The sequence below is a fragment of the Streptomyces sp. NPDC085937 genome, from assembly GCF_044540535.1.
GTDB lineage: Bacteria > Actinomycetota > Actinomycetes > Streptomycetales > Streptomycetaceae > Streptomyces.
In genome coordinates this window covers 289,686-305,039 of record NZ_JBITSH010000004.1, presented here as the reverse complement: position 1 = coordinate 305,039, position 15,354 = coordinate 289,686, and the positions used below count along the sequence as shown (strand labels likewise).

General features: G+C 74.2%; 16 protein-coding genes. 4 read left to right on the top strand and 12 right to left on the bottom strand.

Translation table 11 applies throughout. From position 1 onward, the window contains the following. The first annotated feature begins 24 nt into the window (after positions 1–24). Positions 25–1,023, top strand: a complete 999-nt coding sequence (locus ACIF8S_RS11490; RefSeq protein WP_399998805.1) for a heavy metal transporter — start codon at positions 25–27, stop codon at positions 1,021–1,023. 264 nt (positions 1,024–1,287) lie between these two features. Further along, complete coding sequence (locus ACIF8S_RS11485) at positions 1,288–1,626, top strand: ATP-binding protein (RefSeq protein WP_349798203.1); 339 nt, start codon at positions 1,288–1,290, stop codon at positions 1,624–1,626. 101 nt (positions 1,627–1,727) lie between these two features. On the opposite strand, the gene ACIF8S_RS11480 is transcribed toward ACIF8S_RS11485, so the two are convergent. Both ACIF8S_RS11480 and fdxA read right to left on the bottom strand, forming a co-directional pair. Then, positions 1,728–2,825 carry a bifunctional succinyldiaminopimelate transaminase/glutamate-prephenate aminotransferase gene (locus ACIF8S_RS11480; protein ID WP_399998803.1) on the bottom strand — a complete coding sequence of 366 codons (1,098 nt, stop codon included), beginning with the start codon at positions 2,823–2,825 and terminating at the stop codon, positions 1,728–1,730. A 106-nt stretch (positions 2,826–2,931) separates the two neighbouring features. After that, positions 2,932–3,249, bottom strand: a complete 318-nt coding sequence (gene fdxA / locus ACIF8S_RS11475; protein WP_004926152.1) for a ferredoxin — start codon at positions 3,247–3,249, stop codon at positions 2,932–2,934. Between the two features lie 140 nt (positions 3,250–3,389). Here fdxA and ACIF8S_RS11470 point away from each other — a divergent pair, with 140 nt between their 5' ends. Beyond that, positions 3,390–4,469, top strand: coding sequence for a GNAT family N-acetyltransferase (locus ACIF8S_RS11470; RefSeq protein WP_399998801.1), 1,080 nt, complete (start codon positions 3,390–3,392; stop codon positions 4,467–4,469). 17 nt (positions 4,470–4,486) lie between these two features. Further along, positions 4,487–5,350, top strand: coding sequence for a transglutaminase-like domain-containing protein (locus tag ACIF8S_RS11465; RefSeq protein WP_399998800.1), 864 nt, complete (start codon positions 4,487–4,489; stop codon positions 5,348–5,350). A 116-nt stretch (positions 5,351–5,466) separates the two neighbouring features. Here the strand turns inward: ACIF8S_RS11465 and ACIF8S_RS11460 are convergent, their stop codons facing one another. The 10 genes from ACIF8S_RS11460 to ACIF8S_RS11415 all read right to left on the bottom strand — a co-directional run bounded on the left by ACIF8S_RS11460 (position 5,467) and on the right by ACIF8S_RS11415 (position 15,152). Continuing rightward, entirely contained in the window at positions 5,467–6,072 is a 606-nt protein-coding gene (locus ACIF8S_RS11460; protein WP_349798194.1) for a response regulator transcription factor, read from the bottom strand. Continuing rightward, a complete protein-coding gene (locus ACIF8S_RS11455; protein WP_399998799.1) occupies positions 6,069–7,244 on the bottom strand; it encodes a sensor histidine kinase in 1,176 nt (391 codons plus the stop codon). Before ACIF8S_RS11455 ends, ACIF8S_RS11460 begins: the two co-directional genes overlap by 4 nt. After that, positions 7,241–7,981 (bottom strand): ABC transporter permease, encoded by a 741-nt coding sequence (locus ACIF8S_RS11450; protein WP_399998798.1) that lies wholly within the window; start codon positions 7,979–7,981, stop codon positions 7,241–7,243. Before ACIF8S_RS11450 ends, ACIF8S_RS11455 begins: the two co-directional genes overlap by 4 nt. Beyond that, positions 7,978–8,892: an ABC transporter ATP-binding protein gene (locus ACIF8S_RS11445; RefSeq protein ID WP_399998797.1), complete on the bottom strand. Its 915-nt coding sequence runs from the start codon at positions 8,890–8,892 to the stop codon at positions 7,978–7,980. Before ACIF8S_RS11445 ends, ACIF8S_RS11450 begins: the two co-directional genes overlap by 4 nt. Before the next feature lie 206 nt (positions 8,893–9,098). Beyond that, positions 9,099–11,294, bottom strand: a complete 2,196-nt coding sequence (locus ACIF8S_RS11440; protein WP_399998796.1) for a hypothetical protein — start codon at positions 11,292–11,294, stop codon at positions 9,099–9,101. Positions 11,295–11,488: 194 nt separating this feature from the next. Next, positions 11,489–11,878, bottom strand: coding sequence for a DUF6113 family protein (locus tag ACIF8S_RS11435; RefSeq protein WP_399999022.1), 390 nt, complete (start codon positions 11,876–11,878; stop codon positions 11,489–11,491). A 20-nt stretch (positions 11,879–11,898) separates the two neighbouring features. Then, positions 11,899–12,804, bottom strand: a complete 906-nt coding sequence (gene mshB, locus ACIF8S_RS11430; protein ID WP_399998795.1) for an N-acetyl-1-D-myo-inositol-2-amino-2-deoxy-alpha-D-glucopyranoside deacetylase — start codon at positions 12,802–12,804, stop codon at positions 11,899–11,901. A 139-nt stretch (positions 12,805–12,943) separates the two neighbouring features. Beyond that, positions 12,944–13,507 (bottom strand): Uma2 family endonuclease, encoded by a 564-nt coding sequence (locus ACIF8S_RS11425; protein WP_399999020.1) that lies wholly within the window; start codon positions 13,505–13,507, stop codon positions 12,944–12,946. Between the two features lie 82 nt (positions 13,508–13,589). Beyond that, entirely contained in the window at positions 13,590–14,519 is a 930-nt protein-coding gene (locus ACIF8S_RS11420) for a helix-turn-helix domain-containing protein (protein ID WP_399998794.1), read from the bottom strand. A 225-nt stretch (positions 14,520–14,744) separates the two neighbouring features. Then, positions 14,745–15,152, bottom strand: coding sequence for an ATP-binding protein (locus ACIF8S_RS11415; RefSeq protein WP_399998793.1), 408 nt, complete (start codon positions 15,150–15,152; stop codon positions 14,745–14,747). Positions 15,153–15,354 lie beyond the last annotated feature (202 nt).

Below are 15,354 nucleotides of genomic sequence, written 5' to 3'. Positions count from 1 at the left end.
CGTACTCTCCAGTACCTTGTACGCGTGCCAGAGCCGTCCCCTCCTCTCAAGCGCAAGCGCCGTGGCCGTCTGCTCCGCTGCGGCGCGGCCTTCGCGGTGCTGTCAGCGGTCGCCGGATACGTCGTGGCGCAGTACGTCACCGGAGGCACCGGCGGCCCGGGCTGCAAGGTCGTGTCCGGCAAGGGCGACGGGGCGACCTACGAGTTCACCCCCGAGCAGGCGGTGAACGCGGCGACGATCAGTGCCGTGGGCACCGCGCGCGACCTGCCCGAGCGGGCCGTGACGATCGCGCTGGCGACCGCGCTCCAGGAGTCGGCGCTGCGCAACATCGACTTCGGGGACCGTGACTCGCTGGGGCTGTTCCAGCAGCGTCCCTCGCAGGGCTGGGGCACGCCGAAGCAGATCATGGACCCGGCGTACGCGTCGGAGAAGTTCTACGAGCACCTGGAGAAGGTGCCGGGCTACACGCGGCTGCCGCTGACCGTCGCCGCGCAGAAGGTGCAGCGCAGCGGTTTCCCGCAGGCGTACGCCAAGCACGAGCCGGACGCGACGCTGCTGGCGGCCGCCCTCACCGGGCGCTCCGGGGCGACGCTGACCTGCGAGGGCCGGCCGGCGGCCACCCGGGCGCGCGGCGCGGACGCGGTGCGGGCCGCGCTGGCCCGGGACTTCGGCCGGGACGTGCTGGAGCCGGCCGGCGCCGAGGTGGGCGACGACGCCGGGGAGCGGTCGCGCCCGACGCCCTCCGCGTCCGCGGAGGCGGCGGGCGACGGCTCCTGCGGGCGGACCGTGACGCTTCCCGTCACCGCCGTCTCCGGCGACCGGCGGCACGCCGGTGAGCGGGGGTGGCAGCTGGCCCACTGGGCCGTGGCCAACGCCTCCGAGCTGCACATACGGAGCGTGTCGTACGGCGGGCGGGAGTGGGTCGCCGGGCACACGGACAGCCAGTGGCGGACGCTGGACGGCAAGGGGTCCGCGGGCACGGACGGCGGCGCGGACGCGGTCCGGATCACCACCGGCGAGTAGCACGGGGCGGCTCCGCAAGGAAGGGCACGCAGGCCCGCGCAGGTGTGCGGACGTGCCCCCGCGCAGGAGTGCGGGAGATCACCCGCAGGCGTTGAACCCGGCCGACAATGCCCCGCATTGCCGACTCTTTGCCCGGCGCCTCCGCAACTTTCGGGGCGGTCGCGCGGTAGTCACTGCGTCCGAGCCCGGCGACAGGCGGTCGACAGCCAGTGGGTCGTCACCGGGCGGCCGGACCTCATCGTTCTCTGCCGTCGAAGGAGCACCATGTCCCTCCCCCTGACCCGTCGGATCGCCCGTGCCGCGCTGATCGTCGCTGCGGGAGCGGCCGCCGGGGTCGGTGCCGCCGGTTCCGCGAGCGCGGCGCCGGCGCTGCCGGCCGCCCCGAACCTCGGGCTGAACGCCCTGGACGGTGCGCCGGGCAAGACCGTGGACAACGTGACCAAGGGTGTCGGCAAGACCGCGCCCGACGCGACCGAGGTGGCGCCGGCCGCGGGCACGACCGTGAAGAAGGCCGTGCCGGTGGTGAAGGAACTGCCGACCGACTCCCTCGCCAAGGGCGGCGCGGCGAAGAAGCTGCCGGTGAAGGGCCTGCCCATCGGCTGACCTCACCGCCGCGGGGCGCACCCGGCGAAGGCGACGGGGCCCGGGGAGTTCTCCCCGGGCCCCGTCGTCGTGCCCCGCCGCGTCGGCGACGACGCGGCGGGTCAGGAGGTCAGTCGAGTGACCGCCGACCGGACGCGTTCGTTCGTCGCGGTCAGGGCGACGCGGACGAAGCGGTCGCCGGCCGGGCCGTAGAAGTCGCCGGGGGCGACCAGGATGCCGCGGTCCGCGAGGTGGGCGACGGTGTCCCAGCAGGACTCGTCACGCGTGGCCCACAGGTACAGGCTGGCCTCGCTGTGCTCGATGCGGAAGCCGTGGGCGAGCAGGGCCTCGCGCAGGGCCGTGCGGCGGGCCGCGTACCGCTCGCGCTGGACGCGGACGTGCTCGTCGTCGCCGAGGGCCGCCACCACGGCCGCCTGGGTCGGGGCCGGCGTCATCATCCCGCCGTGCTTGCGGATCTCCAGCAGCGGGCCGAGCACCGCCGGGTCGCCGGCCAGGAACGCGGCGCGGTAACCGGCCAGGTTGGACCGCTTGGACAGCGAGTGGACGGCGACGATGCCGTCGTAGGAGCCGCCGTTGACGTCCGGGTGGAGCACCGAGACGGGGTCGGCCTCCCAGCCCAGCTCGAGGTAGCACTCGTCGGAGAGGACCAGCACCCCGTGCTCGCGGGCCCAGGCGACGATCCTCGTCAGCTCCTCCTTGGGCAGCACCCGGCCCGTCGGGTTGGACGGCGAGTTGAGCCACAGCAGCTTCAGCCGCGCGGGGTCCAGCTCGGTCGGGTCGTCGTACGCCACGTACTCCGCGCGGGCCAGACGGGCGCCCACCTCGTACGTCGGGTAGGCCAGGCGCGGGTAGGCGACCTGGTCGCCGGGGCCGAGGCCCAGCTGGGTGGGGAGCCAGGCGACGAGCTCCTTGGAGCCGACGACCGGCAGGACGTGCCGGTGGGTCACCTCGCGGGCGCCCAGCCGGTGTTCCACCCAGCGGGTGATCGCGTCCCGCAGTTCCGGGGTGCCCCACACCGTGGGATAGCCCGGCGAGTCCGCCGCCGCGATCAGCGCCTTCTGGATGTGCTCGGGCACCGGGTCGACGGGCGTGCCGACCGAGAGGTCGACGATGCCGTCGGGGTGCGCGGCGGCCGTCTTCTTGTACGGCTCCAGCTTGTCCCAGGGGAAGGCGGGCAGCCGGTCGGAGACTGCGGACACGGGCGGGGGCTCACTTTCTGGTTCGGGGAACGCCTCGGTCCCGTACGGCGGGCGGGGCCGTACGGGACCGGGGGCGACGCGTCGGTGCGAGGCCGATGCGGGACGGCTACGCCTGGGGCGGCAGCGCGGCGATGAACGGGTGGTCCCGCTCGATCAGACCGAGCTTGCTGGCGCCGCCGGGGGAGCCGAGCTCGTCGAAGAACTCGACGTTCGCCTTGTAGTAGTCCTTCCACTCCTCCGGAGTGTCGTCCTCGTAGAAGATCGCCTCGACCGGGCAGACCGGTTCACAGGCGCCGCAGTCGACGCATTCGTCCGGGTGGATGTACAAGGACCGCTGGCCCTCGTAGATGCAGTCGACCGGGCACTCCTCGATGCACGCCTTGTCCTTGACGTCGACACAAGGCTGCGCGATGACGTAGGTCACGCTGTCGTTCCTCCTCGATAGGGCGCTGGCGGGCCTCCTCAGGCTCCGCCGCCTGGCGCGCGGGAGCGCGGCGTCGTCGATGCCCGCCCCTAGTATCTCCGTTCCGGAGCATGATCCGAACAGGAGGGGTGAACTGACCTGTGGAAATCTCAGCCGCCGGGCGCCTCGAGGTCCGTATCACCACTGCTGACGTGGGGAAACGGGTCTCCGTACGGAGCTTGATCGAACATGGTCCTTCGGGTGAGAAGTTCGGCGACACGGTCGGCGTTCTCACATCATGGGACAACGGTGTGTTGCGGATCACAAGGAAGAGCGGGGAAAGTGTCCGCGTCGCCGAGTCCGCGCTGGTCGCGGGCAAGGTCGTTCCCGCCGCCCCGGCGCGTCGGCGCGGGCCCGCCGCGTCCTACGAGGAGCTGGCGCGGATCGCCGCGCGGGGCTGGCGGCCGGTGGAGAGCGAGCGGCTCGGCGGATGGGAGCTGCGGGCAGCGGGCGGGTTCACCCGGCGGGCCAACTCCGTGCTGCCGCTGGGTGACCCCGGGATGCCGCTCGACGACGCGTTGACGGCCGTACGCCGCTGGTACGCGGCCCGCGGGCTGCCGGCGTACGTCCAGACCGCCACGGGCGCCGAGGGCACGCAGGAGCTGCTGTGCGCGGAGCTGGAGCGGCGCGGGTGGGTCCGTGACGTGACCGCCGAGCTGTGGACGGGGGCGCTCGCGCCGGTCGCGGACCTGGGTGACCCGTCGTCCGCGGTGCTGCTGTCGCGGGAGGCGGACGGGGCGTGGCTGTCCCGGTACCAGCGCAAGGGCGTGAGCGAGGTGGCCCTGCGGGTGCTGGGCGGGGGTTCCCCGGGCGCGCCGGCCGGGAGTCCGGGTGAGCCGTCGGTGTGGTTCGCGACGGTGCCGGGCGCTCCGGGCGCGGCGGCGCCGGCCGCCATCGGGCGGTGCGTCGTGGACGGCCGGTGGGCCGGGTTCGCGGCGGTCGAGGTGGATCCGGCGCAGCGGCGGCGGGGGCTGGCCACGGCCGTGATGGTGACGCTGGCCCGCCGGGCGCTGGAGGAGGGCGCGTCGGCGGCCTGGCTCCAGGTCGAGGTGGACAACGAGGGCGCGCGGGCACTGTACGGCCGTATGGGCTTCGCCCCGCACCACGCGTACCACCACTACCGCGAGCCGCGCACGTCTCCCGCGGAATCGTCGGCTCCGGCAGGTGACGGAGCGCTGTGAGCGGGCACGAACCGGGTATGCGCTCCCCTTGGCCCCCACCGCCCGGACGCTCCGCCGAACTGCGCCGGCGGTTCGCCGAGGAGGCCCGCAGCGAGCGGCCCGGCCTGTCCGCGCTCTGCCTGCTGGTGGGCGCGGAGGGCGACGGCACGCTCGACGAGGCGGGCATGGACGCGGTGGAGATCGAGCTCGACCGGCTGGCCGGCGAGCTGCCGCACCGGCCCGGGTCGCCGCGTGCCTGGGCGCTGGCGCTGCGGGACCTGCTGGGTGAGCGGTACGGCTTCCACGGCGTCCCGGACGACTACCGGCGGCTGGAGTCCTCGCTGCTGCACGCGGTGCTGCGGCGGCGGCGCGGGCTGCCGATCCTGCTGTCGGTGGTGTGGATCGAGGTGGCCCGGCGGGCGGGCGCGCCCGTGTACGGCGTGGCGCTGCCCGGGCACTTCGTCGTCGGCTTCGGCGACCCCGGGGGGCCGGGCGCCGGACAGGTGCTGGCCGACCCGTTCGACGGGGGCCGGGTGCTCACCGGGGCGGACGCGGAACTGCTGGTCGCCGGTGTCACCGGGGGCCCGCTGGAGGCGTCCATGCTGACGCCGGCGGGGACGCTGGAGGTGGTCGCGCGCATCCTGAACAACGTACGGGCGTGGGCGGCGACCCGTCCCGAGCGGACCGACGTGGCGCTGTGGGCCCTGGACCTCGCCCTGCTCCTCCCGTCCCGGCCCGCCCGGCTGCGCTACGAGCGGGCCCAGCTTCTCGTCCAGCGCGGCGAGTTCACGGCGGGCGCGGCGGAACTGGAGGCGTACGCGGAGGTCGTCGCCGCGGTGGACCCGCCGGCCGCCGCCCGCGTCCGCGGCGAGGCCCACGCCGCCCGCGCGCTCCTCAACTGACAGCGCTGCCCCGGCTCATCCGTCGGGGCAGCCCTCACCGCTGCGCCGCCACAGGACCGCACCGGAGCACCGCGCCTGCCCGCACGCCCCGTCCTGCGAGGCCCGGCCGGCCACCGCTACAGCCACCCCTTGTCGCGGGCGATGCGGACCGCCTCCGCCCTGTTGCGGGCCGCCAGTTTCTGGATGGCGGTGGAGAGGTAGTTGCGGACCGTTCCCGGGGAGAGGTGGAGCGCGAGGGCGAGGTCCGCGTTGGTGGAGCCGTCGGCGGCGGCGCGCAGGACCTCGCGTTCGCGGTCGGTGAGGGGGTTGGCCCCCTCGGCGAGCGCCGCCGCGGCCAGGGCCGGGTCGATGACCCGCTCGCCCGCCAGCACCCGGCGCACCGCGTCGGCGAGCTGTGCCGCCGGGGCGTCCTTGACGAGGAAGGCGTCGGCGCCCGACTCCATGGCGCCGCGCAGATAGCCGGGCCGCCCGAAGGTGGTCAGGACGACCAGCTTCAGTGCGGGGAGTTCGCGGTGCAGCAGGGCCGCCGCCTCGATACCGGTCGCGCCCGGCATCTCGATGTCGAGGAGCGCCACGTCCACGTCGTGGGCGCGGGCCGCCGCGAGCACCTCGTCGCCGCGCGCCACCTGGGCCACGACCTCGATGTCCGGCTCCAGGCCGAGCAGCGCGGCCAGGGCCTCGCGGACCATCGCCTGGTCCTCGGCCAGCAGGACCTTGATCATGCGGCTCCCCCTCCCGGCGCCGGGTCGGCGGCCCTCTCCACGGGGACGCGGGCGACCAGCCGGAATCCGTGCCGGACGGGCCCGGCCTCCAGTGTTCCGCCCACGGCGCCCAGCCTCTCACCCAGGCCCCGCAGGCCGTTGCCCAGGGCGTAGGAGGCGCCGGGGCTTCCCGAGCCGTTGTCCTCCACGGAGAGTTCCAGCACCGGGCCCTGCAGGGACTGCCGGCGGACCAGGCCGACCGTGCAGCGCCGGGCGCCGCTGTGCCGGACGACATTGGTGACGGCCTCGCGCAGCGCCCAGGCGAGGGCCGACTCGGCCTCCTCCGGTACGTCGCCTGCGCCGGACTCGTCGGGCAGGTCGGGGACGACTCCGGCGGCCCGCAACGCCAGCCGTGCCCCGGCCAGTTCGCCGGCCAGGCGTAGCCGCCGGTAGCCGGTGACGGCCTCCCGGACGTCGACCAGTGCCTGCCGGCTGACCTGTTCGATGTCGGCGACCTGCCGGGCCGCCTCCTCCGGGTGGCCGGGGAGCATACGGCCCGCCAGCTCGCTCTTGAGGGTGATCACGGACAGCGAGTGGCCGAGCAGGTCGTGCAGGTCCCGGGCGAGCCGCAGCCGCTCCTCGTTGGCGGCGAGGTGGGCGACGGTGGCGCGGGCCTCGCGCAACGCGATCGTGGTGCGGATCAGTTCCCGTACGCCCGTCATGGCGAAGCCGCCGAGCAGCGCCGGGGGGAGCAGCCCCCACAGCAGGTCCACGCCGTCCGGCACGGCGAACGCGAGCGCGGCCATCACCGCGCAGGCGGCGGGGACGGTCCAGCGGGACAGTCTCGTGGGCAGGGCCGCGCCGGACGCGATGGCGACGTACACGAACAGGACCAGCCACTCGCGGCCGAGGGTGAGGGAGAGGACGGCGGACTGGGCCGCGAGCACCGCGACGGAGCCGAGGACGAGCGCCGTGCGGTCGCCGCGGCCGGTGCGGAAGATCAGCAGCATGTACCAGGTGACGAAGACGGCGAGCCCGAGCCAGCCGAGGACGCGCGCGCCCGTGGGGTGCCCGCCGTGCAGCAGGTCCGTCACGGGCGCGCCCAGGAACACCAGCCAGATGGCCGTCCACAGCACCTTGACGGCCCGCTGCCCGACGTTCTGGGGACGTTGTCCGAAGCCGATGCCGCTCACGCTCGCGAGGTGTCCTTCCGGTACAGCCAGGCCGCGCCCGCGGTGAAGAGGACGAGGAAGACCAGCAGGACGGCAACGTCCCGTACGTCCGGCGCGTGGCTCTGTTCCATCGCCCGGCCCAGGGCGGCGTACGCGTGGGTGGGCAGCCAGCCGGCGATGTCCTGGAGCCACCGGGGGAACGTGGTGGTGGGCATCCACAGGCCGCCGAGCAGGGACAGCCCGAAGTACACGATCATCGTGACGGGCCGTACGGCGTCCCCGGTGGCCGCGTACCCGATGGCCACGCCGAGGGCGGCGAAGACCATGCTGCCCGCCCAGATCGTCCCGGTGAGCGCGAGCCACTGCCAGGCGTCCAGCCGTACGTCCTTCACCGTGGCGGCGACGGCGAAGACCACGACGATCGACGGCAGGGCGGCCACTGCGGCGCTCGCGGTCTTGGCCAGCACGTAGCCCCGGCCGGGCAGGGACGTGAGCCGCAGCTGCCGCACCCAGCCGTTCTCGCGTTCCCGGGCGATGCGTTCGCTGTTGCCCATCAGCACGGCCGTCAGGGCGCCGAAGGACGCCATGGAGACCATCAGGTAGGCGGGCAGGGTCAGGCCGCTGTCGTCGAGCGTGGCGGTGGTGTCGGCGGTGCCCGCGATCAGCAGGAACAGCACGCTGGGGTAGAGCACGGAGAAGAACAGGAACTTGCGGTTGCGCAGGACGCGGACGAGTTCGAGCCGGATCAGTCCCCTCATGGCGCGACGGCCTCCTCGGTCCCGGTGAGGGTGACGAACGCCTGCTCGAGTCCGAGCCCGGCGACTTCGAGGTTGCGGGGATAGAGGCCCAGTCCGTAGAGGGCGTGGACGGTGGCGTCGGCGTCCGAGGAGCGCAGCCGGACCGTGCCGCCGGGCGACACGTCGACGGCCGTGACCGCGGGCAGCCGGCGCAGCGCGGTCCGGTCGGGTGTGCCGTCGGCCAGGTCGAAGGAGACGCGCCGCGCCCCGGTGCTCGCCTTGATCTCGCCAGCGGTGCCGTCGGCCAGCAGCCGGCCCCGGTGCAGGACCAGCACGCGGTCGGCGATCGCGTCGGCCTCCTCCAGGTAGTGCGTGGCGAAGAGGACCGTGCGCCCCTGGCCGGCCTGCTCGCGCATGGTGGCCCAGAAGGCCCGGCGGGCGGTGACGTCCATGCCGGTGGTGGGCTCGTCCAGGACGAGCAGGTCGCTGTCCCCGGCGGTGGCCAGGGCGAAGCGGAGCCGCTGGGCCTGTCCCCCGGACAGCTTGTCGGCCCTGCGGCCGGCGATCCCGGTGAGTCCGGCGCGGGCGAGGACGTCGGGGACGGGGTGCGGCCTGGGGTGGAGGCCGCAGGCGAGCCCCACCAGTTCGGCGACGGTGACCTCGCCCATCAGCCCGCCGCTCTGCAGCATGGCCCCGACGCGTCCGGCGACGATCGCCTCGCGCGGGCCGGTGCCGCAGACGGTGACCGTGCCGCTGTCGGGGCGCCCCAGGCCGAGCAGCAGGTCGAGGGTGGTGGACTTGCCGGCGCCGTTCGGGCCGAGGAGCGCCACGGTCTCCCCGGCGCGCAGGGTGAGGGTCACGTCGTCCACGGCGCGGACGTCGCCGTATCTCTTGGTGACCCGGTCGAACACGACCGCCTCTGTCGTCGTCATGCGCCCATCGTGGCCGCCGGGGGCGGGTGCCCGGCAGTGCCGGCGGTCGTGACCCGGGGATGACAGATGTCATGCCGCACGGTGGGGACGCGCCCCGCGCACGGCCGCCCTGCCGCCGTGCGCGGACGAACCTGCCGCCGTGCGCGGACCAAAGGAAGCGGCGCCGCGCGGAACATCCGTGCGGCGCCGCTCGCTTCGTGTGTGCGTCAGCTCGGGTTCGTCTCGATGACGGCGGTGCGGTCGGACGTGCTGATCAGCGCCTGGCGCAGGGCGCCGTAGACGTCCTGCGGGGTGACGGCGGTCTTCTTGCCGTTGCCCCGGGTGATGAGCACACCGTCGAACGCCTGGCCGTACAGCTCCTCCAGGGCCTTCAGGTCGGGCTTGTCGACCAGCTTGCCGTTGACCGCCTCGACGCGCAGGAACTTCCACAGCGACCTCTCGGGGCTCATCGGCACCGAGTGCGCCGGGTCGGTCTGCACGGTGACCCGGTCGGACATGGCGGGCTCGGCGAACTCCTTCATCATCCGGTCGACCTCGGCCTTGGTGACCTTCGGCTGCTGGGACGTCGTGGGGACGTTCACCGCGTTCGCGGTACCGGTCTCCACCTGCGTGCGGTACGCGGCGGCGACCACGTCGGCCGCCTTGGCGGCGTCGATGCCCTTGCCGGCCTGCGGGTACACCGGGACGGCCTTGCCGGACTCGAACGTGATCGAGCCCTCCTTGACCGTGCCGACGCCTCCGGCCGCGTTCTCCAGGGCGGCCTGCAGCTTCTCGTGGTCGACGGGGATCTCCGGCTCGACCACGCGCGACTGGCCGAACAGCGAGCCGATGACGTTGACCGGGTTGTAGTCGCTGGTGGCGGCCTTGCCGACGGTGGCGTCGATGTCGACCTGCAGGCCGGCGTTGTCCGGCTGGAGTTCGAAGGTCTTGCCGTCGACGGAGAGCTTCAGCGGCTTGTTCAGCCGGCCGTCGAGCGCGCCGTCCAGCTTCTTCACGGCCTCGTCGCGGGTGCCGCCGCCGATCTCGATGCCGAGTACCGTGGTGCCCTTGGGCACGTCGGAACGGTTCATCAGCAGGCCCGCGCCGTAGGCGACGCCGGCGACCAGGACCACGCCGGTGGCGAGCAGGACGAGCTTGCTGCGCCCCTTCTTCTTCGGCGCCTTGGAGGAGCTCGCCGGGGGCGGGCTCACCGGGTCGGGCAGCTTCGGCGGGGTGTGCGGGCCGGGGGCGTTCGGGCCCATGCCGGGCGCGTCGAAGGACGCGCTCGGCGGGATCACCGGGATGCCGCTGGTGACGGTCTGCCCGGACACGTTGTCGTGGCGGGGCCCGTAGCCGGCGGCGCCGGGGTCGGCGAGCTTCTGCGGGGTGAGGATCGCGGTGTCGTCGCTCAGTCCGCCGCCGGGGCCGGTGCGCTCCTCCGCGAAGGGCGCGCCGCCACCGGGGGCGCCCGCGCCGCGTGCGGCGGCGGGCGGAGTCATCGGGCCGTCGCCGGTGACCGGGCCGCCGGTGGGGCCGGAGGGGGCCTGCGGGCCGCCGGGGAGGCCGGGGCCGGGCACGCCGCCGGGCCGCCCCGCGGGGTCGCGCCGGTTGCCGCCGTCGGTGCCGTCCGCGAAGTACGGGAGGTCGTCGCGGCGCGGTTCGCCGCCGCGGTTCGCGTCCGGACGGGCGCCGTTGCCGCCGGGGGCGCCGGCCAGTGCCTCGGTCACGTCGAAGGAGCCGGTGCCGCCGCCGTGACCGGGAGCCACCGGACCGCCGGTGGGGCCGGCCGCCTTCCCGCCGCCGGGACGGGGAGCGCCCGGGGCGCCCATGGAGCCGACCACGCCGCCGGGCCGCGGGCCACCGGGTCGCGCGCCGGGACCGGCCGGCGCGGCACCGCCGGCCGCGGGGCCCGCGCCGTTCGGTGCGGACGGGGCCTGCGGCGGGCCGGAGGGGGCCGCGGTGGGCGCGCCGGAAGTACCGGGAGCCGCCGCCCCGTTGGCCGGCCCCGCGCCCTGACCGGGCTTGCCCGCCCCGGACTTGCGGGGCGCGAACCAGTCGCTGGCCGGCTTCTCCTCGGCGGCGGGCCGGTCGGCGGCCTCGGGCCGCGCGGGGGGCTCGACCGGGTCGGCGGGGGGTGCGGCGGGAGCAGGCTCGGCGGCGGTCCCGGCGTCCGCGGCGGCTTTCCTGCCCTCCGCGTCCGTGACGGGCTTGCGCACCACGACCGGCGGAATCGGCCGGGACCCGGGGATGTTGATCCGGATCCGGGTCGTCAGCGTGGTCTCGGTCTTGCGTTCCTCCGGCCGCGCGGCCGGACGGCCCGCGTCCGGAATCGCCGGGATCCCGTAGGGCGGCGTGCCCGACGGGTAGGCGGCTCCGCCGTGCCCGTTGGGCCCGGAGGACGGAGTGTCAGTTTCACGACTCAAGGCAGGTTCTCCCGGTTGGCTCCGCCGCCCGTCACGACCTCACGGTGGGGGTCCTCCCAGCTCGGGCGAGGCCGAGGGTTCGAGGGAGGCTCGACGGCGCGCACCACCTTACTGGCCATATCCGGCCCGTATCCCAGTACCGCCGGGGAAACCCACACCGGACCATCACGCCCCTGGCACGGCGAAGTGGTACGTCACTTGCGAAGTCGGGCGGAGTCGCCGTCCGGTTGCCTCCCGGCACCAAAGGTGGCGCAGATCACAGCCACGGCGATGCCGCCGAGCAGGAAGAGGTACGAGCCGCTTCCCGCGGCGAACACGAAGTCGCCTTCCGGACGGCTGACCGTGAGCAGGATGACCATGATCATCCAGCCGGCGGCGACGGCCACCCCGCCGGACCGGCCACGCGTCGCCCGGGACGCGCCGAGCACCAGGCCGGCCTCACCGGCCAGGGCGAGCAGGAGCCCGCCCGGGAACCACGCGGGCTGGACCAGCGCCCCGGCGATGCCCACCACGGCGCCCAGCACCAGCAGCCCGAGCAGGGCGACGGCCCGCCCCGCGGAGGGCGGACGCAGGGGCTGCGCCATCAGGGGCACGCGGTCGCCGCTCACGACGCCTCCCCCGCGCCGACGCCGGCGAACAGGTCGTCCTCCGGGCCCGGGGGCCGCCCGCCGCGCACCAACTCGTAGTACTCGGTCGTGAACAGCGGCTGCGCGAGCTCGTTGGACAGCACGAAGTACGGCTGGTCGGCGACGGTGATCTGGGTGGCATGGGCGCGCATCGCGGCGGCCTTGGCGCCGGCGTACGCCGTGCCGTCGACGGCCGTGGTGACCCGCTCGTCGTCGACCACACCGGGGACGTCCTGGACCCCGCCCGCCTTGTCGAAGGGCAGGTCGGGAAGGTCACGCTCCAGCCGGGCGAAGGCGTCCTCGGCCACGGAGCGGGGCACGCGGTTCCAGTAGACCTTGGGGACGTCCCACCCCGCCCCGGCGGCCAGTTCGACGGCGCGCATGGCGACGCGGTGGGCCTGGATGTGGTCGGGGTGCCCGTAGCCGCCGTTGTCGTCGTACGTGACCAGCACCTGCGGCCGCACCTCGAGGATCACCTCGGCGAGCAGCCCGGCGGCCTGGTCGACGTCGGCCTGCCAGAAGCAGCCGGGGTCGTCGTTGTCGGGCAGCCCCATCATCCCGGAGTCGCAGTACCGCCCGGCCCCGCCGAGCAGCCGGAAGTCCGTGACGCCGAGCGCCGCCATCGCCTCCCGCAGCTCACCGAGCCGGTGTCCGCCGAGGGCGGCGCCGCCGAGGTGCCGCAGTCCGGGCGGGATGACCTCGCCGCGCTCACCGAGGGTGCAGGTGACCAGCGTCACGTGGGCACCCTCCGCCGCGTAGCGCGCCATCGTCGCGCCGTTGTTGATCGACTCGTCGTCCGGGTGCGCGTGCACCAGCATCAGACGCCGGGCGGAGCGAGAGGGGGGTCCCCCCGGCCGAGGGCTGGAGGAGGGCAGTTCCGTCATGGGACCACCCTATTTGGCCTGGGGCGCCTTCGGTCGACTTGGCCGGTGCGCCGGACGTCCCGCCCTCCGGCCGGGTACATGACGTGCCCCACGGGCGAAGGTGACCGGAACAGTCCCCCCGGATTCCGGAACACGTCCTTCACGACCGGTCCCGCTCCGCGCCGCCGTCCTGGTAGCGCGGCAGGCCGCTCGTGGAGATGGTCCACTCGCCGATGGTGACGTCCTCGCCGTAGACGAAGTCCTTGCGCACGGCGTAGCGAGGGCCGTCCGGGGTGGAGTGGATGTCGGTGAAAACGGCGCCGGTTCCGGTACGGGGGTCGAAGATCACGTACGTCGGGACCCCCAGCAGCGGGTAGTCGCGCAGCTTGCCCACCCAGTCGTTGTCCGGGTTGGACCGCGAGACGACTTCGATGGCGGCGACGAGCGCCCGGGGGGCGAACCCGGCCGGCACTTCCATGTCCGCCATGGTGATCACCATGACGTCAGGGCGCCGCAGGATGCCCTCATACTCGTCCTCCACATCAGGCGTGCCCGTATGGGCCACGACCTCTTCCGGCATCACCCTCTCCAGGCGCTTGCGCAGCAGCGACGCGGTCAGCTCGTGTCGGCCGTTGGGCGACAGAAGGTCGTGGACGATCCCTTCCTTGGTGATCTCCAACTTCCCCGGCAGTGCGTCGTCCGTGGACCGGACGACGTCGCGCAGGGCCCGGTACCGGTGGGAGGCGCCCTGATGTGCGTGGTCGGTCGGGTGGGGTGGTCATGGCTCTCGCTCCTCGTCGTTCACGCTAGGCAGCCGTCTGGACGTCGGTCCGGCAGTCGCGGCAGCGGGTCTCGGAGCCGGGTGAACGGAAAGCCCGGTCGCAGCCGTCGCAGTTCCGCAGGGGGTGTCGTACGGGCGGCGGCGGGGCGGCGGCCGGTACGCGGAACGGGGGCGGGGGTGGGAGCTGGTCCGCGAGGCGGTGGGCCAGGAAGGCCGCGGGCCGGCGTACACCCTCGGGCGGCAGGTCGGCGGTCAGGGCCCGGCGTACGGCGGCGGGGGTGACGTCCCGCTCCAGCCAGGCGGCGACGCCGGGGGTCAGGTGGGCCGTGTCGGTGGTGGAGAGGAGCAGCCGGGGCTCGTGGCGGTGGAGGTCCGCGAGGAGGTCGGCGGCGGCCCGGAACAGCGCGGGGACGCTGCACCCTGGGCGGGGCACGGCGGGGAGGGGTTTGCGGGGCGCTCGTTGCTCACGCGTCTCCCGTGGGGGGCGCTCCTCGCGGGCCTCCTGTGGCTGTGGCTGCGGCTGCGGTTCGGCTGTCGTTCGGGAAAGTGCCTCGGCAGGGCGGCGGGCGGCCGTCGGCTGGTTGCACGAGGTCGTGCGGGTCACGATGCGGCCGGTGGAGGTGCGGACACGTTCGCGGCGCAGATAGCCGTGGGTCTCCAGTTCGCGCAGGGCGGCGGCGATACGGGTGGCCCCCTCGGGGAACCGGGCGGCGAGGGTCTTGATGTCGGCGGGGGCGCCCTTCGGCAGGGACTGGAGGTGCGTGCCGAGCCCGATGGCGAGGAGCGAGAGCCGCTGGTGCTGGGCGAGGTGGTTGCCGATCACCGTGAAGCGGGTGGTGTGGCGGGTGTTGTCGTGCCGGAGCCCGCCGGTGGTGCGGTGGGCCTGGTTCGGGTGCTTGTTGCCCGCTAGGCGGGCCTGGGCGTGCGGGGGCACGCTAGGGTTCTGGGTACCCATCGGGAAGCTTCCTCTTCCTCGGTGGTCAGGCCCTCGCAGTGGGATTGCAGTCCCGGCGGGGGCCGTCTCATGTCTGTGATCGCGGTGGTGCGTTGCGCTGAGCGTCGGGCCTGGGCGGCTCGGAAATCCAGCCGAACCGGAGATGTTCACCCGCCCGAGTGAGCGCGACCACGGGCGGGAGCGGTGGGGTTTGGTGGGGTGTTTTCCCCGAGAGTTCTTTGTCTTTCAGTCGTCGACGGCACCGGAGCGCGAGGGTGCGTGTTCCGGTGCCGTCAGACTCAGTTCGGCCCAGACGGTCTTGCGCGGGAAACGCCCTTCGGTCACCCCCCAGCGGTCGGCCAACGCCTCGACGAGCAAAAGGCCCCGGCCCGACTCGGCCGCTGCGTCCGGTGCTTGCGGCGCGGGCATCCGGTCACCGCGCGTGTCGGTGACCTCGATGCGGAGCGTGGTGCCGATCACGTAGAGCGTGAGCCGGAAGCTTCGGCCGGGGAGGCGGCCGTGGGTGGCCGCGTTGGCGGCCAGCTCCGCGACGACGTGGCTCGCCCGCTCGTACGGGAGTCCCCAGCTCCGGAGCGTGTCCACCGCGAGCAGGCGGGCGAGGCGGGCACCGCGGGGGGTGGAGGACAGCAGCATGGTGACGTTGCGGATGCAGTGCTCGTGTTCGGGTCCTGACCCGTGCCGGGCGATCCCCTGAGTTTACTGATTCACGTGACCGAGCGTGGTCGACCGGACGTACCGTTACCTGTGATTGCCCTGTTACGTAGAGCTACGGTCCAAGGTTTGTCCAGCGCTGTCGGGACTGTCGAAGCAGCTCCTGCGAGCGGGGCGGAACAGT